Annotated in this window: 18 protein-coding genes; 10 read left to right on the top strand and 8 right to left on the bottom strand. The window is 50.0% G+C overall.

Going from position 1 to position 18,988, the window contains the following annotated elements:
• Positions 1-13: 13 nt before the first annotated feature.
• From OGX89_RS10740 to OGX89_RS10715, 6 genes are all read left to right on the top strand, one after another.
• A complete protein-coding gene (locus tag OGX89_RS10740) occupies positions 14-922 on the top strand; it encodes a LysR substrate-binding domain-containing protein (RefSeq protein WP_125112594.1) in 909 nt (302 codons plus the stop codon).
• Between the two features lie 131 nt (positions 923-1,053).
• Complete coding sequence (locus OGX89_RS10735) at positions 1,054-1,458, top strand: CidA/LrgA family protein (protein ID WP_003834497.1); 405 nt, start codon at positions 1,054-1,056, stop codon at positions 1,456-1,458.
• A complete protein-coding gene (locus OGX89_RS10730; protein ID WP_003027380.1) occupies positions 1,455-2,150 on the top strand; it encodes a CidB/LrgB family autolysis modulator in 696 nt (231 codons plus the stop codon). Before OGX89_RS10735 ends, OGX89_RS10730 begins: the two co-directional genes overlap by 4 nt.
• Positions 2,151-2,298: 148 nt before the next feature.
• Positions 2,299-3,183: a cytidine deaminase gene (gene cdd, locus OGX89_RS10725; protein ID WP_125112595.1), complete on the top strand. Its 885-nt coding sequence runs from the start codon at positions 2,299-2,301 to the stop codon at positions 3,181-3,183.
• Positions 3,184-3,346: 163 nt separating this feature from the next.
• Positions 3,347-4,066: an outer membrane permeability protein SanA gene (gene sanA / locus OGX89_RS10720; RefSeq protein WP_003027383.1), complete on the top strand. Its 720-nt coding sequence runs from the start codon at positions 3,347-3,349 to the stop codon at positions 4,064-4,066.
• Positions 4,067-4,068: 2 nt separating this feature from the next.
• Positions 4,069-4,308 carry a DUF2542 family protein gene (locus tag OGX89_RS10715; RefSeq protein ID WP_003834502.1) on the top strand — a complete coding sequence of 80 codons (240 nt, stop codon included), beginning with the start codon at positions 4,069-4,071 and terminating at the stop codon, positions 4,306-4,308.
• A 51-nt stretch (positions 4,309-4,359) separates the two neighbouring features.
• On the opposite strand, the gene mglC is transcribed toward OGX89_RS10715, so the two are convergent.
• The 6 genes from mglC to folE all read right to left on the bottom strand — a co-directional run bounded on the left by mglC (position 4,360) and on the right by folE (position 11,280).
• On the bottom strand, positions 4,360-5,370 hold the full coding sequence (gene mglC, locus OGX89_RS10710) for a galactose/methyl galactoside ABC transporter permease MglC (protein ID WP_003027393.1): 1,011 nt from the start codon (positions 5,368-5,370) through the stop codon (positions 4,360-4,362).
• A gap of 15 nt (positions 5,371-5,385) precedes the next feature.
• Positions 5,386-6,906 (bottom strand): galactose/methyl galactoside ABC transporter ATP-binding protein MglA, encoded by a 1,521-nt coding sequence (gene mglA / locus OGX89_RS10705; RefSeq protein WP_003027396.1) that lies wholly within the window; start codon positions 6,904-6,906, stop codon positions 5,386-5,388.
• 71 nt (positions 6,907-6,977) lie between these two features.
• Positions 6,978-7,976, bottom strand: a complete 999-nt coding sequence (gene mglB / locus OGX89_RS10700; RefSeq protein WP_125112596.1) for a galactose/glucose ABC transporter substrate-binding protein MglB — start codon at positions 7,974-7,976, stop codon at positions 6,978-6,980.
• A 293-nt stretch (positions 7,977-8,269) separates the two neighbouring features.
• Positions 8,270-9,295, bottom strand: a complete 1,026-nt coding sequence (gene galS / locus OGX89_RS10695) for an HTH-type transcriptional regulator GalS (protein WP_032943995.1) — start codon at positions 9,293-9,295, stop codon at positions 8,270-8,272.
• 144 nt (positions 9,296-9,439) lie between these two features.
• Positions 9,440-10,597, bottom strand: coding sequence for a DUF418 domain-containing protein YeiB (gene yeiB / locus OGX89_RS10690; RefSeq protein WP_125112597.1), 1,158 nt, complete (start codon positions 10,595-10,597; stop codon positions 9,440-9,442).
• Between the two features lie 14 nt (positions 10,598-10,611).
• Positions 10,612-11,280, bottom strand: a complete 669-nt coding sequence (gene folE, locus OGX89_RS10685) for a GTP cyclohydrolase I FolE (RefSeq protein WP_003027410.1) — start codon at positions 11,278-11,280, stop codon at positions 10,612-10,614.
• A gap of 322 nt (positions 11,281-11,602) precedes the next feature.
• On the opposite strand from folE, the gene fghA reads away from it, so the two are divergent.
• Positions 11,603-12,439, top strand: coding sequence for an S-formylglutathione hydrolase (gene fghA / locus OGX89_RS10680; RefSeq protein WP_125112598.1), 837 nt, complete (start codon positions 11,603-11,605; stop codon positions 12,437-12,439).
• Here the strand turns inward: fghA and OGX89_RS10675 are convergent, their stop codons facing one another.
• Positions 12,440-12,829 carry a helix-turn-helix domain-containing protein gene (locus OGX89_RS10675; protein ID WP_087878893.1) on the bottom strand — a complete coding sequence of 130 codons (390 nt, stop codon included), beginning with the start codon at positions 12,827-12,829 and terminating at the stop codon, positions 12,440-12,442.
• Positions 12,819-14,189 carry an L-serine ammonia-lyase gene (locus OGX89_RS10670; protein WP_125112599.1) on the bottom strand — a complete coding sequence of 457 codons (1,371 nt, stop codon included), beginning with the start codon at positions 14,187-14,189 and terminating at the stop codon, positions 12,819-12,821. The genes OGX89_RS10675 and OGX89_RS10670 overlap by 11 nt, the downstream gene beginning before the upstream one ends.
• A gap of 216 nt (positions 14,190-14,405) precedes the next feature.
• Between OGX89_RS10670 and serB the strand changes: the two genes are divergently transcribed.
• From serB to OGX89_RS10655, 3 genes are all read left to right on the top strand, one after another.
• Positions 14,406-15,293 (top strand): phosphoserine phosphatase SerB, encoded by an 888-nt coding sequence (serB, locus tag OGX89_RS10665; RefSeq protein WP_125112600.1) that lies wholly within the window; start codon positions 14,406-14,408, stop codon positions 15,291-15,293.
• Positions 15,294-15,324: 31 nt separating this feature from the next.
• The gene (locus tag OGX89_RS10660) at positions 15,325-16,647 is read left to right on the top strand and encodes an MFS transporter (protein ID WP_125112601.1); all 1,323 of its coding nucleotides are present in this window, start codon (positions 15,325-15,327) and stop codon (positions 16,645-16,647) included.
• Between the two features lie 335 nt (positions 16,648-16,982).
• Positions 16,983-18,968: a ligand-gated channel protein gene (locus OGX89_RS10655; protein ID WP_003834514.1), complete on the top strand. Its 1,986-nt coding sequence runs from the start codon at positions 16,983-16,985 to the stop codon at positions 18,966-18,968.
• Positions 18,969-18,988: the final 20 nt, after the last annotated feature.

Below are 18,988 nucleotides of genomic sequence, written 5' to 3'. Positions count from 1 at the left end.
GAGGTTATAGCAAATGGCAAACTGGGCGCAGAAACTGAAGTTGCACCACCTGCAAACGCTTATTGCACTGGGCGAACAGGGAAATCTGACTCACGTCGCCCGGATGATGAATATCACCCAGCCCGCGTTGTCGAAATGGTTATCACAACTCGAAGATGAGATTGGCATCACGCTCTTTGAACGTCATAGCAAAGGCTTGCGTCCTTCCGAAGGCGGCAAACTGCTACTACAGCATGCCCAACGCCTGATCAATGATATGGAACGTTCGCAGTATGAGATCGCCCGTTTTAAGCAAGGCGGCCTTGTAGGGAGTCTGAAGATTGGCTGCTCGCCAGTAGCGACCGACTGTGTTTCTCAGGCAATACTGGGGTTGCTTAAAGAGTTACCAACCCTGCATCTTAATATTGAAGAGAAAGTGATGACCCCGCTGCTGCACGATCTGCTCGCGGGTTCGGTGGATGTCGTCGTCGGTCGCGTCGGTGGCCGGGCGCTTCAGTTGCCGCTCAATTACCAGGTGCTGTATACCGAGCCGGTCTGTTTCGTCGCTCGTCCCGATCATCCCCTGGCAGAATATCCCCTACTCACCTGGCACGATCTGGCGAACTGGCGCTGGATTGTCTGGCCGACAGGAACCCCTATCCGGATAAGCATTGATAACGCGCTGGTTGATAACGGTGTCATGTTGCCGGAAAACATCATTGAATCGGCATCGATCAACGTCAGCACCAATCTGCTGCAAAGTAGCGACATGATCTCTATTCTTTCTTTGCGTCTGGCACAAAGGTATGCCGCCCAGGGACAGCTGGCTATCCTGAATCTGCCGAAGATTGAACAAAAAGGCAGCGTCGGCGTATTCTGGCGCAACAACGAAACGCCGACTACCGCCCTGAATCGTTTTTTGTATTATCTGGCACAGGTTTAGCGCGGAGAGTTAGGGCCATCGCCCGATGTTCCAGATATCTATTTCCTCTATGCTTAGAATTCATGATGTGATCGGTAGCACGTTTTTAAGTTTAATTGTATGATGAATGAGTCTCGTCAAGGGTTTCAACTATGAGCAAAGCACTGAACGTTATCTGGCAATATTTGCGCGCATTCGTCCTGATTTATGCCTGCCTCTATGCAGGTATTTTTCTTGCATCGCTACTCCCTATCACCATTCCGGGCAGCATTATCGGCATGCTGATCCTATTTGTCTTACTGGCTTTGCAGGTGTTACCGGCAAAATGGGTTAACCCTGGCTGCTACGTGCTGATTCGTTATATGGCCCTGTTGTTTGTCCCGATTGGCGTGGGGATCATGCAGTACTTTGACCTGCTCCGCGCACAATTTGGTCCGGTGGTGGTGTCTTGTACCATCAGTACGCTGGTCGTTTTCCTGGTGGTGAGCTGGAGCTCGCACATTGTGCACGGTGAGCGCAAAATCGTTGGGCAAAAAGAGGCTAAAGCAAAAAAATGATGTCGTATATCTGGTGGTCGTTACCTCTTACGCTGGCGGTATTTTTTGGCGCACGTAAGCTGGCAGCTCGCTTTAAAATGCCTTTGCTGAACCCTCTGCTGGTGGCCATGGTGGTAATTATTCCCATTCTGCTGCTGACCGGTATTCCCTATGATCACTATTTCAAAGGCAGCGAAGTGCTGAACGATTTGCTGCAACCTGCCGTGGTCGCGCTGGCCTATCCGTTATACGAACAGTTGCACCAGATTCGCGCCCGCTGGAAATCAATCATTGCTATCTGTTTTGCCGGCAGCGTTGTGGCGATGGTTACAGGTACAACAATCGCCTTGTTGATGGGCGCATCGCCGCAAATTGCCGCGTCAATCATGCCAAAATCGGTCACTACACCTATCGCTATGGCCGTGGGTGGCAGTATTGGCGGTATTCCGGCTATCAGTGCCGTTTGCGTCATTTTTGTCGGCATTCTCGGGGCAGTATTTGGTCATACGTTGCTTAATGCGATGCGTATTCGCACCAAGGCCGCTCGTGGGCTGGCAATGGGCACCGCGTCGCACGCCCTGGGCACCGCACGCTGTGCGGAACTGGACTATCAGGAAGGTGCGTTTAGCTCACTGGCGCTGGTCATTTGCGGCATTATTACCTCGCTGGTAGCCCCGTTCCTGTTCCCGATTATTCTGGCAGTGGTGGGTTAACCTTCATTTTTTAGCTATTTATTTGCGATGCGTTGCACATTTTTCATTTAAGTTTCATAAGTTGCATACACAATGAGATTTGGATCACATATAAAGCCATAACAGGCCCGTAAACTACGATTCCATTACATTGTTATGAGGCATCGCCATGCATCCACGTTTTCAAACTGCTTTTGCCCAACTCGCGGATAACTTGCAATCAGCCCTGGCCCCTGTTCTGGCGGATGCACATTTCCCCGCCATGCTGACTGCTGAGCAGGTCTCTTTGCTGAACCGCGAATCGGGACTGGACGAAGACGCGCTGGCATTCGCTCTGCTGCCGCTGGCTGCGGCCTGCGCACGTACTCCGCTATCCAACTTCAACGTTGGGGCAATTTCTCGCGGCATCAGCGGCAACTGGTACTTCGGTGGGAACATGGAGTTCCTGGGCGCGACCATGCAGCAAACCGTTCATGCTGAGCAAAGCGCCATCAGCCACGCCTGGCTGCGCGGTGAAAAAGGGCTCGCTGCCATCACCGTCAACTACACGCCGTGCGGCCATTGTCGCCAGTTTATGAACGAACTGAACAGCGGACTGGATTTACGTATTCATCTGCCGGGACGTGCACCACACGTGCTGCGCGACTACCTGCCAGATGCCTTCGGCCCGAAGGATCTGGAGATTAAAACGCTGCTGATGGACGATCAGGATCACGGCTTCGCGCTGCAGGGCGATACGTTGACTCAGGCGGCAATCACCGCTGCCAACAGATGCCATATGCCGTACAGCAAATCCCCAAGCGGCGTGGCGCTGGAGTGTAAAGATGGTCGTATTTTTAGCGGCAGCTATGCTGAAAATGCCGCCTTTAACCCGACCCTGCCACCGCTGCAGGGCGCGTTAAACCTGTTGAATCTCAACGGTTATGATTATCCAGATATCCAACGTGCTGTACTTGCTGAAAAAGCCGACGCGCCATTGATTCAGTGGGATGCAACCTCCGCCACGCTGAAAGCACTGGGCTGCGACAATATAGAGCGCGTACTTCTGGGTTAATCGACTCAATAACGCCAGTTCATAGGCCGGATAAGGTGTTTACACCGCTATCCGGCACTATGCGCAATGCCTAAAATCCCCTCAATCAGACTGCTGTTTCTTGCGCTACGTCTTCCGGTACAGTAGCCTGATTGAAATTCCATCCAAATAACGAGTTTTCTGCATGTTAAAGCGCGTGTTTTACAGCCTGTTAGTCCTGCTAGGCTTGCTGCTTTTGACTGTGCTTGGACTCGATCGCTGGATGAGCTGGAAGACGGCTCCCTACATTTACGACGAACTGCAGGATTTACCCTACCGCCAGGTAGGTGTGGTTCTGGGCACGGCGAAGTATTACCGCACCGGCGTCATCAACCAATATTACCGTTACCGCATTCAGGGCGCATTGAACGCCTATAACAGCGGGAAGGTAAACTATCTGCTGTTAAGCGGCGATAATGCCCAGCAAAGCTACAACGAACCCATGACGATGCGTAAGGATCTGATTGCCGCAGGCGTCGATCCCGCTGACATCGTGCTTGATTACGCAGGGTTCCGGACACTCGACTCCATCGTGCGTACCCGCAAGGTCTTTGATACCAACGATTTCATCATTATTACTCAACGATTCCACTGTGAGCGCGCCTTGTTTATTGCGCTGCATATGGGTATTCAGGCCCAGTGCTACGCCGTACCTTCGCCAAAAGATATGCTCACCGTGCGGGTACGTGAATTTGGCGCCCGTTTTGGCGCACTCGCCGATCTCTACATTTTCAAACGTGAGCCCCGTTTTTTAGGCCCACTGGTGCCCATCCCTACTATGCATCAGGTACCGGACGATGCGCAGGGGTATCCGGCGGTCACGCCTGAACAATTACTCGAGTTACAAAAGAAACAAGGAAAATAAGCATGGAAGGAAAAACGATCTTTATCGTTATTGGCGTACTGATGATTGTTCTCTGGACGTGCAGAGAAGGCCTGAAGGGACTGCGTTCCGGTATCGTCGAGAAAACAGTGAAAGGTTCGCAGACGCCAATGATCATTTCTCGCGCTAAAGAACCCAGCACTTACTGGAGCTATATCATCGTTTATTTCGGTATGGCCATTGGTGCACTGTTCACTGGTATCTGGTTACTCTTTATCAAATAAAAAAACCGATGCAGAACGCCTCTGCACCGGTTTTATTTTTCTCTTCCCAGATTACTTCTTACGCGCGTACTTCAGTGAGTCCAGCGCGACCGCGAAGATAATAATGCCGCCCTTGATAATATACTGCCAGTAAGGGTTCACGCCGATGTAGGTCAAACCGTAGTTGATAACGGTGAAGATAATCACACCGGTCACCACGCCAAACACGGTCCCTACCCCGCCGCTGAACGACACGCCGCCAACCACGCACGCCGCAATCGCATCCAGCTCATACATAAAGCCGAGGTTGTTGGTCGCCGAGCCGATACGCCCGGCTTCGAGCAAACCGCCGAAGGCATAGAACACGCCAGACAACGCATAGATAATCAGCAGGTTCAGCGCAACGTTTACCCCAGACACTTTCGCAGCTTCCGGGTTTCCGCCGATGGCGAAAATGTTTTTACCGAAGCGGGTCTTGTTCCACAGCACCCACACAAAAGCCACCGCAATCAGCGCATAGAAAGTGATGTAGGAGAGTCGGAAACTGCCCAGTGCAATAAAGCCCTGCGCAAAGGTTGAGAATCCGCTGTCAAAGCCAGAAATTGGCGATGCGCCGACGAAGTCGTAGTACAGGGAGTTGATCCCGTAAACGATAATCATCGTACCCAGTGTGGTAATAAACGGTGTTACGTTCAGATAAGCAATGATAATACCGTTCACCAGACCGATAATGGCGCCAATCACGCAAACAATCAGCACCACTACAATGATTGGCATCGTCGCCATTTCCGGGAATACCTTGTTGGCATTCTCCATCGACTGCAACAGAGTTGCCGCCACTACTGCCGCCAGGCCAACCTGACGCCCCGCCGACAGGTCGGTCCCTTGGGTAACAATCAGTCCAGCCACACCCAATGCGATAATAATACGCACCGAGGATTGCGTGAGAATATTACTCAGGTTCAGTAAGCTTAAGAAAGTGGGATCCTGGAAAATAATAATCGCCAGCAAAACCAAAAGAACAACGTAAATTCCGCCTTCTTTCAGGTAAGTAAGAAAACTTTTCTTATTTAACGCACTCATGAGGAGCCCCTAATCTTAAAGGTGCAAAGACGCAAGACGGAGGATTTCGTTTTGCGTTGTTGTTTTAGTGTCAACAATTCCAGCAACGAGACCATTGCTCATCACCAGAATACGATCGGTAATACCCAGCAGCTCCGGCATTTCAGAGGAAATAATAATAATCCCCTTATCCTTTTTCGCGAGTTCGGCAATCAACTGATAAATTTCAAATTTCGCGCCAACATCGATTCCACGCGTCGGTTCATCCAGCATCAGAATTTCTGGCTGGGTTAATAACCAACGACCAATAACCACCTTTTGCTGATTTCCGCCAGAAAGTGAACCGATTTGCGTACGATGACCCGGTGTTTTTACCCTCATGGAGTCAATTACCCACTGGGTATCACTCTTCATGCGGGAATTATCCAACAGACCAACTTTGTTTTTATAGTTTTGGATATTGGAGATTAACGAGTTAAAACCAATGTCCAGATATGCATAAATACCGGTTGAGCGGCGCTCTTCCGTGACCAGTGCAAAACCATGGTTGATGGCTTCATTTGCACTGTGGTTATTAATTTTTTTGCCGTGTAGCGTAATCGTACCTGATGATTTCTCACGAATACCAAAAAGCGTTTCAACGATATCCGTGCGTTTTGCGCCTACCAGACCTGCAATCCCAAGAATCTCCCCTTTGTGCAAATCAAACGAGATATCACGAATCGACGGCTGGCGCAGCGAGGTCAGGTTACGCACTTGCAGAATGACTTCACCAGGTTTGTTTTCTTTATCCGGAAAACGTTGGTTCAGTGAACGTCCGACCATCATGGCGATGATCTTATCCATATCCAGCCCTTCCAGCGGCTGGGTCGCAATCCACTGACCGTCGCGTAGTACGGTAATTTCATCGCACAGCTGGAAGATTTCTTCCATTTTGTGAGAGATATAAACAATACCGCATCCACGCTCTTTCAGCTTACGGATGATGGTGAACAGATGGTTAACTTCTTTTTCAGTTAACGATGAAGTTGGTTCATCCATGATGACGATTTTGGCGTCATAGGAGAATGCTTTCGCAATTTCAATCATCTGCATTTGTGAAACGGATAATGTACCGACGCGCGCACGCGGATCGATATCAATATCCAGTTCATCAAATATCGCTTTGGTATCGCGGTACATTTTTTCCTGATCGACAAACATGCCTTTGGTGGGATAGCGTCCCAGCCACATGTTGTCCATCACAGAACGTTGTAATACCAGGTTTAATTCCTGGTGTACCATCGAAATACCATTTTCAAGCGCTTCTTTAGCAGAATGAAAATCGATTTCTTTACCCTGAAATAAAATACTGCCGGAATCTTTTTGATAGATGCCGAAAAGACATTTCAATAATGTTGATTTCCCCGCTCCATTCTCTCCCATTAGGGCGTGAATAGAATGCGGGCGAACTTTTAAATTGACATTATCAAGCGCCTTAACGCCGGGGAAGGACTTGTTGATGCCGGTCATTTCCAACAAGTATTCGCCTGACGACTGAGTATGTGTGCTGACCATAATTATACCTTGTTGGCCTTGCAGAGTGCATTATTAAGGGCGCAATGAAATTGCGCCCACATACGGAGTATTTATTTGTTGGTGAACTCTGCCAGATTATCTTTATCGACACCTACGTACGGAACGCGAACAATCTTGTTCTCAATTTTCCAGTTAGTGCCATCTGCCGCACCTTTGCCGTCAGCCAGGTTTTTCGCCAGATCGAAGGTGGCTTTCGCCTGGTTGTTGGCATCGTTCAGGACGGTACCGGCCATGGCGCCAGATTTCACCAGAGCCAGCGCTTCAGGCAGCGCATCCACACCAAATACCGGTACGCTGGTTTTGTTGTGCGCTTTCAGCGCTTCAACTGCACCCATTGCCATCGCATCGTTGTTAGCGATAACCACTTCAATTTTGTTCGCGTTTGGACCAGACATCCACGCATCCATCTTATCTTTCGCCTGAGCGGTATCCCACATTGCAGTATCTAACTGCAGCTGCTCAGTTTTAATGCCCTTGTCGTTCAGCTCTTTAATCACGTAAGTAGTACGCGCTTCAGCATCCGGGTGTCCCGGCTCGCCTTTCAGCAGAACAAACTGAATTTTGCCGTCTTTGTTCAGGTCCCAGTTCGGGTTAGCTGCCCAGTGTTTGGCAATCAAATCACCCTGAATAATGCCGGACTCTTTAGAGTCGGTACCGACGTAATACGCTTTGTCATAGCTGTCCAGCGCTTTACGAGAAGGTTCTTTGTTGAAGAACACGATCGGTACGTTCTGTCCGCGTGCTTTTTCAATGACCGTGCCTGCAGCTGCCGGGTCAACCAGGTTAATCGCCAGTGCTTTAACGCCTTTAGCCAGCAGCACGTCGATCTGATCGTTTTGTTTGGACTGGTCGTTCTGCGAGTCGTTCATCAGCAGCTGTACATCTGGTGCCGCTTTGGCATCTTTTTCAATAGCCTTACGTACTACAGACATAAAGTTATCGTCATACTTATAGATAGTCACACCAATGCGGGTATCAGCAGCGTGCGCAGCCGCGCCTAATAACATGCTTGCCATTACAGCAGACAGGGTCAACACCTTCTTATTCATGGTATCTCCGGTTTTATTATGCAGGGTAGTACTTGAGATAAATGCTCGGCAGGCAGAACGTTACTGAAGTGTTACTGAACGCCGAAGCTCACTTTTAAAAAATATTTCTTCCGTGTCTGGCAACGCTCCAAAAACAGGCTTTAATTTTTGTTTAAGGCACCTATACCTCGATGAAAGTGATTATTCACCGTTACATAGTAGTTACAGCGCAACAAACAGTGTCATCATAGCTATCGCATTGTTAATATACTGTGAATTTACTCACATATTGAAAGCGGTTACATCGCGCAACGTTATGAGTTAGTGATCGGTGCCGCATTCTGCCGCAGCGCTACTGAATGGCGACGCACCAGCGTTGGCATAAAACAATGCGACGCCTGCGGATCCAACGTGCCAGCCGCCCCCTGTAGCGCAAGCTCCGTCGCCATTTTTGCCATTGAAGCAATGGGATAGCGCACAGTGGTTAGCTGCGGATCGGTGTAACGCGCGATGGGAATATCATCGAAGCCAATGATAGAAAGGTGTAATGGAATAGCGATGCCGTTATCTTTTAGCGCGGTCAGCGCGCCGGCTGCCATATTGTCGTTATAAGCGAAGACCGCCGTCAGTTGTAAGTTACGCCCCAGCAGTTCCACCATCGCGGACTCTCCGCCCTGCATATCGGGCGAACCGGTGCCGACCCAGCTTTCTGCCGCAACAATCCCCTGCTCTTTCAGAGCAGTTAACCACCCTTCTTTGCGCATGGCGTCATCTTCAATGCGGTGGCTTGATGCCAGATAACCGATGCGTTGATGACCATTATTTAGCAGCATCCGGGTAGCCATTTTGGCACCGCTGATGTTATCCAGGCAGACGCAACGGTGGGCGTAGCCAGGAACAAGGCGGTTGATCAGTACCATGCCGGGGATTTGATCCATAAACTCGGCCAGTTCCCGATCGCTCAGCGCTTTAGAGTGTACAATCAGCGCGTTACAGCGTTGGCGAATCAACACCTCAATGGCATGACGTTCTTTTTCCGCCTCATGGTAGCTGTTGCCAATCAGGACATACTTCTGATGCTGCTGAGCAACCATATCCACGGCTTTTACCAGCGCGCCAAAAAACGCATCTGATACATCCATGACGACAACACCAATCGTGTCGCTTACCTGCGTCGCCAGCGCTTGTGCGTTGGCATTAGGTCGATAGCCAAGCTGAGTGACTGCCTTCATTACCGCTTCACGCGTATCGGGACTCACCAGCGCACTGTTGTTCAGTACGCGGGAAACGGTCGCTACAGAAACGCCAGACTGCCGTGCCACATCACGAATGGTTACCATATTCACTGCCCTGTTTTAGATTGCGGCTGCCCGCAGACACCCCAGGCTGGGTATTTTGTCAGCACAATGAAACGGACTGCGTGAGTGATGTCACAGGAATGAAAGCGCTTACATCCATTTTGTTAATGAATGTGATCCAGATCGTTATCTGGATGTTCGTGGTAATGATGTCCCCGAAGCACGCAGGGTTAATTGACGCCACAGCCATTCCACCGGGCCCTGCCGGTAGAAACGCAGCCATATGACAGAGAAAAGTAAGTTAATCGCCCAGACCGGGATGACGAAAAGCAGCAGCTCCAGCCGGTCAAATTTCATAAATAAACCGGCCTGATAAAACAACGTGGTGCAGATTAAGGTCTGTAACAGATAGTTGGTTAAAGCCATGCGACCCACACAGGCGACGGCAATGACCCATTTTAAGCGACTAAGCTGTGGCCAGAAACCAAACATCAGCGCGGCATAACCAATGGTCTGCAACGGCGCCCCCAGTTCTCGCGGAGCTTGCAACAGGAAGGCACACCAGCGGTAGGCCCAGTCCAGATGCCACTGAGCGATGACAGCAGGCAGGTTAATCGCCATGCCGATAATAACCAGCAGAACGCCGGTGCGTCGATAATGCTGCAAACTGTACTGCCCTTTTAGCCAGCCGCTACGCATTAATGCCGCGCCGAGCAGCATCATCCCCGCCAGTTGCCAGCCATATTGCGCACCTAACGCCAGCAAGCTATTGGACATCATATCCACGCGATTACTGATTGCTTCCATTCCGCCGTTCACTTTCCAGTATTTTTCATACAGCAACGCTGAAGCATCCGGCGTCCAGGCCCGGCTGGTTTCGCTCCCGGAGATCACACCCAACAGCAGCAATACACCAACGCCCGCCAAATAAAGCACCACGCCGGTGTTAAACAAGCTTTTCACCGACGGCGCATCCCGGATCAGCCGCCAGCAAATCAGGCCGATCAAGCCATATGCCAGCAGGATATCGCCATCCCAGAAGAGTAAACCGTGAATGAATCCCAATAGCACCAGCAACGTAAGCCGCGACTGGATCCAGCGTTTACCACGCGGGAGCAGCATTTGCAGACCAGCACCAAACAGCAGAGCAAACAGGGTAAGGAATTTTACCTGCGCAAAGAGATCGAGCAGCGCCCAGGTCCAGGCGTCAGATAAGGTAATGTCGCCATACCAGGCGGGGTTGAGGTATGCAGCCTTCGGCAGGCCAAAGGCGCTAATATTGAGAAGCAGGATACCAAGAATGGCAACGCCACGAATAAAATCCAGCGTGACATTACGCTCCATGGTTCCTGCCCTAATCAGTTGTGATGACGTACTGCGCGCAGGAATTCCTGACGCGTGTTCTGGCTGGACTTAAACAATCCGCCAAGAGAAGTGGTGGTGGTCGCACTGGTCGCATCGCGAATGCCGCGCGCTTTCACACAGTAATGCACCGCATCAATCGATACCGCCACATTATTCGTCCCGAGCAGCGTTTGCAGCGCGGTGAGAATTTGCTGGGTCAGACGTTCCTGTACCTGCGGACGCTGTGCAAAGAACTGCACAATGCGGTTAATCTTCGACAGACCAATGACCGAATCTTTCGGAATATACGCCACCGTCGCTTTGCCATCGATAGTGACAAAGTGGTGTTCGCAGGTGCTGGTCAGCGTGATATCGCGGACCGTGACCATCTCGTCCACCTTCATTTTGTTTTCAATGACGGTGATTTTCGGGAAGTTGGCGTAATCGAGACCAGAGAAAATCTCATCGACATACATTTTCGCAATGCGATGCGGAGTTTCCATCAGACTGTCATCGCTCAAATCGAGATTGAGCAATTGCATAATCTCGGTCATATGGCCAGAGATAAGACGTTTGCGTGTTTCGTTATCCATCTCTTGCACAGGTGGGCGCAGCGGGGTTTCGAGACCACGCGCAACCAGCGCTTCATGAACCAGTGCCGCTTCTTTACTGAGTGATGACATTTCTTCTTCTCCTGCAGGTGGGGCGCCTCTGCCCTGCATGGGGCAAAGTTTTTAGGCTGTGTCACAGCCAGAACATTGTGCGTGAGGCGGCGCACATAATCCAGTATTCACCGTGATAATTATTGAAATTGGCACAGCCTTTCAGCGTCGCTGATTTCACTTGTCTTTCAGCCCGGTGACGTCGAGTGTTAATGTAAAGTTATATAGATGATGAAGTATGTTTGCTCAATGCGGAAGTGAAAGTTACTCACAGTGCTATGAATAATCTGTATTATGATGAGTTCGCAAACACATTCAGGTTCAACACAACAAGGAGCCACGCATGGAAATGCTTGAAGAGCACCGCTGTTTTGAAGGCTGGCAGCAACGCTGGCGTCACGACTCCACCACGTTAAATTGCGCCATGACCTTCAGTATTTTTCTTCCACCACCCCGCGATAACGCTCCGCCTCCGGTGCTGTACTGGCTGTCGGGCCTGACCTGCAATGATGAAAACTTCACCACCAAAGCGGGTGCGCAGCGCATCGCGGCTGAGCTGGGTATAGTGCTGGTGATGCCGGACACCAGCCCGCGCGGCGAGCAGGTTGCCAACGATGATGGCTACGATTTAGGTCAAGGGGCAGGATTTTACCTCAATGCCACCCAGCAGCCGTGGGCAACGCATTTTCGTATGTATGACTATCTGCGTGATGAGCTTCCGGCACTGATTCAGTCGCAGTTTAACGTCAGCGATCGCTGTGCCATCAGCGGACACTCCATGGGCGGCCACGGCGCATTGATTATGGCGCTGAAAAATCCCGGGAGATACACCAGCGTTTCCGCCTTTGCGCCGATCGTAAACCCTTGTCGTGTTCCGTGGGGTGAGAAGGCTTTTAGCGCTTATCTGGGCGAAGATAAAACACAGTGGGCAGAGTGGGATAGCTGCGCGTTGATGCTGGCCAGCAAACCCGCAGACGCGATCCCGACGCTAATCGATCAGGGAGACAGCGATCAGTTTCTTGCCGATCAGTTGCAGCCCGCGGTACTAGCCGAAACTGCCCGTCAGACCGCTTGGCCAATGACGCTACGCATCCAGCCTGGTTACGACCATAGCTATTACTTTATTACGTCGTTTATTGAGGATCACCTGCGCTTCCACGCCCAGTATTTGCTGAAGTAATCACCAGTAAAGAGTGTTTTCTATTGCCGCGCTGTAGCTCATCTCTTCTGATTGCGGCGCGGATGCTTTACGATTTAGATCGGCCGCCTGTTGGCGTACCTGTAATCGCCCCACGCTCTCACCGCCTTCATGACCTTCGTTAAAATTACGCACTTCAGACTCGAATAAGATTGCATCCAGATGGTGCAACTTATTCAGTGCCCGCAGCAGGGAGATAAGCGTGTCCAGATTGAGGCCGCCGCCTTTCTCAATGCGTTTAATGGTCGCAATGCCCACCTGTGCGCGGTCAGCAAGCTGCTGCTGCGTTAGCGCCAGAGAAATCCGCGTTTCTCTGATGCGAGCGCATAATGACAAGATGATTTCATCATTATTCATGGTGTTATATTTCATGCCGCCCTCCCCGATTCTTTGGCTGAATTTTCCCAAGGCAGCCGTGATACGTTTCACGGTACTTCGCACTCATGTCTTTACCCGTTTCATACATGGCTGCAATCACCTCATCGAGCGAAACACATGGCTCGCTGACACGGCTCATCGCCATCGTTGCGGCATTAATCGCTTTTACGGCCGAAATCGCGTTTCGTTCGACACAGGGAATTTGTACCTGCCCGCCAACCGGATCGCAGGTCAGCCCGAGATGGTGCTCCATGGTGATTTCTGCAGCATTCAGCACCTGAGCAACTGACGCTCCCATCAGTTCCGCTAATCCGGCCGCGGCCATCGAACTGGCCACACCGATCTCTCCCTGACACCCGACTTCAGAACCTAAGATAGACGCGTTTTGTTTGAACAGTAGCGCAATGGCGCCAGCAGTGAGGAAAAAGCGGATAACCGATGCGCTATCCAGCTTACAGACAAACTTATCGTACCAACTGAGGACCGCTGGGATGATACCGCTGGCACCATTGGTCGGCGCGGTCACCACTCGCCCTCCAGCGGCGTTTTCCTCGCTGACGGCAATCGCAAACGCATTCACCCAGTTGAGGTTGGTGAGAAAGTCGTTAGCAGAGGGTTTCATTACCAGTAATTTATAGAGCGAGCAGGCCCTGCGCGGAACCTGATACGAGCCAGGCAGTAGTCCTTCAGTATGCAGACCACGATGGACTGCCTGCTGCATTATCGCCCAAACATGCGCGAAATAGTCGTGCAACGCCGCCTGAGAATGCATCTGTAACTCATTTTTCATCATTAACGCCGCAACGGATAATCCATTACGCTGACACAGCGCCTGCAGCTGCGCGGCAGTTTGAAACGCAAAAGGAAATGCGTTTTTTTGCGCGGTTCTCTCGGGCACCGACTCGCCAGGTTTGCGAACCTGGCCGGCGCCGGTTGAAAACCATGTTTCTTCATACAAGGTAAAATAATCATCCCTGGCGCGAAACGTCATCGCGTAGGGATGACCAGAATGCGGTTGTTGATTCGGCTTAATTACGACGGTCACGGTAACTGAAGGAGAAAGCGTCAGGGTGCCGTCCTGTTCAGCACGTTTAATGAGATCCATCTGCTGGCGTAATTCAACATCATCCGGCTGATTGCCTAACAGCCCCAGATAAAGAGCGATATCAACGTTATGACACTTGCGGCTTAATGAGAGCGCGCCATATAGCTCAACCTCGATCTCTCGCGTTAGCGGTAAGATCTCCTGTAGCTTTAATTGTGAAATGAAGTTAAACGCGGCACGCATTGGCCCTACTGTTCTTGAACTGGAAGGCCCAATGACGACTTTAAAAATATCAATACAACTTTCCATTTTAGACCCATCCCTGTTAGTCAAAATAGAATATACCGCCAGTAGCAACAGACCGTGACGTGTATATCAAAAACGATACCTTTCAGACTTTGTTTATTTATTGGTATAAAAAACAATACTATTTTAGCTTTTTTTTAACATTCACATCTGTGATAAAGCTGGATTCAATCGTCACTCCCCACTATTACAATAACCTCAGTTTACAGGAGTGACAAAATGGCAATTATTTATTTTATTAGTGCAAAAGATACTGAAAAACTTCAGGCATGGCTGCACAATACGTTTTTAAATACCGAGACCAAACAATTTCCGTGCGCACTGGAACAGTTGTCTATAGCCGCATTCAATAAACCGTATTTAAAATTATCAATACCCGATGAAATATTCACCGATGACATATACAAGAAACTAAGGGCTACATCGTTCACTAAGCAATTTGATTTTTTCCTTAAACCACAAAAGATCCCGAAGAACGGAATCATCGCCTTTGACATGGACTCGACGTTTATCGAGGAAGAAGGTGTGGATGAGATAGCCCGCGCGCTAGGCATCAGCGATCGGATAACGGAACTGACACAGCAGGCGATGGAAGGAAAACTGGATTTCAATAGCAGTTTCACCCGACGCATCGGAATGTTAAAAGGGACGCACATAGATGTCATCAATGCCGTATGCGATCGGATGACGGCCTCTCCCGGCATCACCACCATTTTGCCATTCCTCAAGCAGAAAGGTTTTAAAACAGCAATTATTTCCGGCGGCCTGGATATTTTCACCCACCGCTTACAACAGAAATATCAGCTGGATTATGTATTTTCCAATACTGTTGAAGTCAGGGATGGCATGCTGACTGATAATATTTCCACGCCAATCATGAACTCAGAAAATAAGAAAAAAACATTGGCCGAACTTGCCGACTCTCTGCTGATACATCAGCATAACATTATCGCCTGCGGTGATGGCGCCAACGATATTCCCATGCTCACGTATGCTGGCACAGGTATTGCCTGGCAAGCAAAGCCCGCGGTCAGGGATTTAATTACCAATCAGATTAACTTTCACGGATTCGAGTCGCTTTTGTTCTTTATCGAAAATGGATTATAACCCCACGAGCACTGTCTGAAGGGAAGATCATATGAGTTTGAAATCATTTATATTCAGCCAGGCTGATAAGCCGGTTGTAAAAGAAAAAAAAGAGATTGACCATACTTACAAAAAATTCAGGATAGAGATTATTAGCTCGGTTTTTATCTCTTACGCCGTCTTTTATTTAACACGTAAAAACTTCTCAGCCGCCATGCCGGCCATGCTGTCAGATACCGCTCTGACCGCAGAAGATTTTGCCATCATGTCTTCACTGTTTTACATCCTGTATGGCTCAATGAAGTTTGTTGGCGGCATGCTGGTTGATAAAATCAATCCGAAAGCCATGACCGGTCCGGTGCTCATTGGCGTGGGGATCGTTAATATTCTGTTTGGTTTTTCCGACAGCGTTGCCGCGTTTTATGTGTTGTACAGCCTCAATGCTATCCTCCAGGGCACCAGTTTTCCGCCAATGGCAAAAATCATGGCATCCTGGTTTTCCAAGAATGAACGCGGACGTTGGTGGGCGGTCGTTGAAGCGGCGCATAATATTGGCGGTAGTCTCGCCCCACTGCTGACAAGTTTCGCGATTGTCTGGAGCGGTAGCTGGAAAATGGGTTTTTATGTACCGGGCGCGATCTCCTTGCTGATGGGGGTCATTGCGCTCTTTACAATTAAAGACCGTCCCGGGACCTTAGGTTTGCCTAACGTAGGTGAATGGCGCAAGGATCCAACAGAGCTAGCCCAGGTTAAAGCCAGCCCGGTTAACCTCTCCTTTTGGCAGATTTTCGTTAAATATATTCTAATTAACCCGTTGGTGTGGATTATTATCATTGGCGATATGTCGGTTTATATTGCCCGCACCATCCTCAACGACTGGCCACAAATTTACTATTCTCAGGTACATGGCTGGAGCCTGATTAAAGCCAACTCGATTATCTCGTGGTTTGAAGCCGGAGGACTTGCCGGAGGTTTACTGGCAGGTTACTTATCGGACTTTATGTTCAAAAGTAACCGCTGGATGACAGGATTAATATTCGCATTAATGCTCTGCGTGTGTATTACCTTAATCCCACTGGTTCAGGATACTTCATATACCATTACGGCCATTCTCTTCACCATTATGGGTTTCGCCCTGTACGGCCCGCATATGCTTTTTGCCGTAGGTTGTCTGGACGTCACTCACAAAGATGCGGCGGGATCGATAACCGGCTTCCGAGGATTGTTTAGCTATGTTGGTGCGGCGCTAGCGGGCGTACCGGTGATATTAGTGAAGAACAGTTGGGAGTGGTCTGGAGTCTATCTCTATGCCGTGATCGCTATCCTGTTAACCACCTTGTCACTGGCCTTACTCGCCAAATTCCATCGGTTATAAGTAAGCCATAACAGGACAGCGGTGCAATTGCCGCTGTCCTTCAGCCTGGTTCTTCCAGCATCAAACAAGATTCCCCACCCTCTTCATTTCTCCATCATTCCTTCACTTTTTCTCCTTTTTTCTTCGTCCATTATCCTATTGATTAAAAAAGTATTTCACCCCAAACCATATCAAACACAAATGATTTCTATTATCATTTGTGTTTACAAATATTCATACTTTTGTACAATCCCCCCGCTTCTTTACTGAAAAGAGTCCTTAAAAGACAAATACATACAATTGTCATGGCCTTTCACATGACGCGCAGTTTGATTCATTTAAATGGAATGATACAAATGACTATACCTCACGTTAAGGCTGTAGCTGCCGCAGTATGCGTCGCCTGCCTCCCATCACTCGGCCATGCCGCTGAACAAGACACCGTGGTCGTTACCGCTACCGGTTTCGAGCAGAAAATTCAGGATGCCCCGGCTTCAATATCTGTTATTACCAAGCAGCAGATTGAGGACAAAGCCTATCGAGATGTCACCGATGCGCTAAAAGATGTCCCTGGCGTCGTCGTCACTGGCGGGGGGAGCAGTAGCGATATCAGTATTCGCGGTATGGCTTCGCAATACACACTCTTCCTGGTCAACGGTAAACGCATCAGCACCCGCGGTACACGTCCTAACAGCGACAACTCAGGTATTGAGCAAGGTTGGCTGCCGCCGCTGGAATCCATCGAGCGTATCGAGGTAATCCGCGGCCCGATGTCATCCCTCTACGGCTCCGATGCGATGGGCGGCGTCATTAACGTCATCACCAAAAAAGTGTCGAATACTAAAGCCTGGACCGGCTCTTTGCACGGCGATGCCACTTTCCAGGAAGACAGAGACTCCGGCGATATTTACCAGACCAACGCCTATGCGTCTGGACCACTGATTGACGGATTACTTGGCGCGAAGGTGACCGGATTATTCTCCCACCGCGCGGAAGATGAAATCGTAAATGGCTACAATGAACAGCGTATGCGTAGCGGGGGATTAACCCTGAACTTTACGCCAGATGATAAAAACGACATCGATTTCGATTACGCACGTGAATTGCAGGATCGCGACAGTACGCCGGGCAAATCCATGGCCGAGGAAAACTGCCGCAACGGAAGCTGTAAGCCCAACAGTAAAAGCGAAAACAAGTATGTGCACACCACGTACTCAATAACCCACAGCGGTTATTACGACGACTTCAACTCCACCAGCTATGTCCAGCAGGAAGAGACCGACAACCCCGGTCGCCAGATGAAGTCCTACAACACGATTTTCAATAACCAGAACCAGGTATTCCTTGGGGCGCACACCCTGACGTTGGGCGGGCAATACCGTTATGAAAAACTGCGCGATAATGGCAACCAGCTGCAAGCGGCTGATGGACTGAACAAACTGACTCGCTGGAGCTGGGCGCTGTTTGCTGAAGATGAATGGGCCGTTACCGATACCTTCACGCTGACCGGCGGTCTGCGTATGGATAAGGATGAAAACTACGGTGACAACTGGACGCCGCGCGGCTATGGCGTATGGCATCTGAGCGATCAGTGGACCTTAAAAGGCGGCGTTTCCGCGGGCTATCGCGCACCGGATCTGCGCCAGTCTTCTGCCAGTTGGGGACAGGTCACCGGCGGCGGTCGTCTGAACGGAATCATTGTCGGCAACCCGGACCTGAAACCGGAGAAAAGCCTCAGCGAAGAGATCGGTTTACTGTGGGATAACGGCAACGACCTCAACGCAGGCGTTACGTTGTTCAATACCGACTTTAAAAACAAAATCACCGAAGTTCGCCGTTGTAACAGCAGTTCCGATCCGGCCTGCACCATCGGCGGCACCCATTATGACTTCGTCAGCGATCGCGTTAACGTCGATAAAGCCAATATGCGCGGCGTAGAATCCACCTTCGGCTGGAAAATAACCTCTGACGTCAACTGGACCGCGAACTACACCTACACAGAATCTGAGCAGAAAAGCGGTCAGTTCTCAGGCCAACCGTTGAACAAAATGCCGAAGCATATGTTTAACACGACACTGGACTGGCAGGCTACGCAGGATCTCGGTTTCTGGAGCCGTCTGAATCTGCGCGGGAAAACGTCTGAATACCTGAGCCGTACCTCCATGGCACAGGGCACCCCGTCCTATACTCAGGTCGACGTTGGTTTACGTTACTATGCTACCAAGGATCTGTTGATGACCGCTGGCGTGTATAACGTGCTGGATAAACAAATCGATTACGATACCTACGACACCGTCCTTGATGGACGTCGTTACACGGTTGGCATGACTTACAGCTTCTAAGTTAGGCGCAATAAAAAACC

The organism is Citrobacter sp. Cpo103, from assembly GCF_030332605.1.
GTDB classification, from domain to species: Bacteria; Pseudomonadota; Gammaproteobacteria; order Enterobacterales; family Enterobacteriaceae; genus Citrobacter; species Citrobacter portucalensis.
This window is presented reverse-complemented; position numbering and strand designations above follow the sequence as displayed.

Bases quoted from the DNA above. Each gene is read 5' to 3' on its own strand.
- mglA (WP_003027396.1), bottom strand. From the start codon at position 6,906: ATGGTCAGCACACATACTCAGTCGTCAGGCGAATACTTGTTGGAAATG.
- cdd (WP_125112595.1), top strand. From the start codon at position 2,299: ATGCATCCACGTTTTCAAACTGCTTTTGCCCAACTCGCGGATAACTTG.
- sanA (WP_003027383.1), top strand. From the start codon at position 3,347: ATGTTAAAGCGCGTGTTTTACAGCCTGTTAGTCCTGCTAGGCTTGCTG.
- fghA (WP_125112598.1), top strand. From the start codon at position 11,603: ATGGAAATGCTTGAAGAGCACCGCTGTTTTGAAGGCTGGCAGCAACGC.
- galS (WP_032943995.1), bottom strand. From the start codon at position 9,295: ATGGTAACCATTCGTGATGTGGCACGGCAGTCTGGCGTTTCTGTAGCG.
- OGX89_RS10655 (WP_003834514.1), top strand. From the start codon at position 16,983: ATGACTATACCTCACGTTAAGGCTGTAGCTGCCGCAGTATGCGTCGCC.
- OGX89_RS10675 (WP_087878893.1), bottom strand. From the start codon at position 12,829: ATGAAATATAACACCATGAATAATGATGAAATCATCTTGTCATTATGC.
- serB (WP_125112600.1), top strand. From the start codon at position 14,406: ATGGCAATTATTTATTTTATTAGTGCAAAAGATACTGAAAAACTTCAG.
- OGX89_RS10715 (WP_003834502.1), top strand. From the start codon at position 4,069: ATGGAAGGAAAAACGATCTTTATCGTTATTGGCGTACTGATGATTGTT.
- mglC (WP_003027393.1), bottom strand. From the start codon at position 5,370: ATGAGTGCGTTAAATAAGAAAAGTTTTCTTACTTACCTGAAAGAAGGC.
- OGX89_RS10740 (WP_125112594.1), top strand. From the start codon at position 14: ATGGCAAACTGGGCGCAGAAACTGAAGTTGCACCACCTGCAAACGCTT.
- OGX89_RS10735 (WP_003834497.1), top strand. From the start codon at position 1,054: ATGAGCAAAGCACTGAACGTTATCTGGCAATATTTGCGCGCATTCGTC.
- OGX89_RS10660 (WP_125112601.1), top strand. From the start codon at position 15,325: ATGAGTTTGAAATCATTTATATTCAGCCAGGCTGATAAGCCGGTTGTA.
- OGX89_RS10730 (WP_003027380.1), top strand. From the start codon at position 1,455: ATGATGTCGTATATCTGGTGGTCGTTACCTCTTACGCTGGCGGTATTT.
- yeiB (WP_125112597.1), bottom strand. From the start codon at position 10,597: ATGGAGCGTAATGTCACGCTGGATTTTATTCGTGGCGTTGCCATTCTT.
- folE (WP_003027410.1), bottom strand. From the start codon at position 11,280: ATGTCATCACTCAGTAAAGAAGCGGCACTGGTTCATGAAGCGCTGGTT.
- mglB (WP_125112596.1), bottom strand. From the start codon at position 7,976: ATGAATAAGAAGGTGTTGACCCTGTCTGCTGTAATGGCAAGCATGTTA.
- OGX89_RS10670 (WP_125112599.1), bottom strand. From the start codon at position 14,189: ATGGAAAGTTGTATTGATATTTTTAAAGTCGTCATTGGGCCTTCCAGT.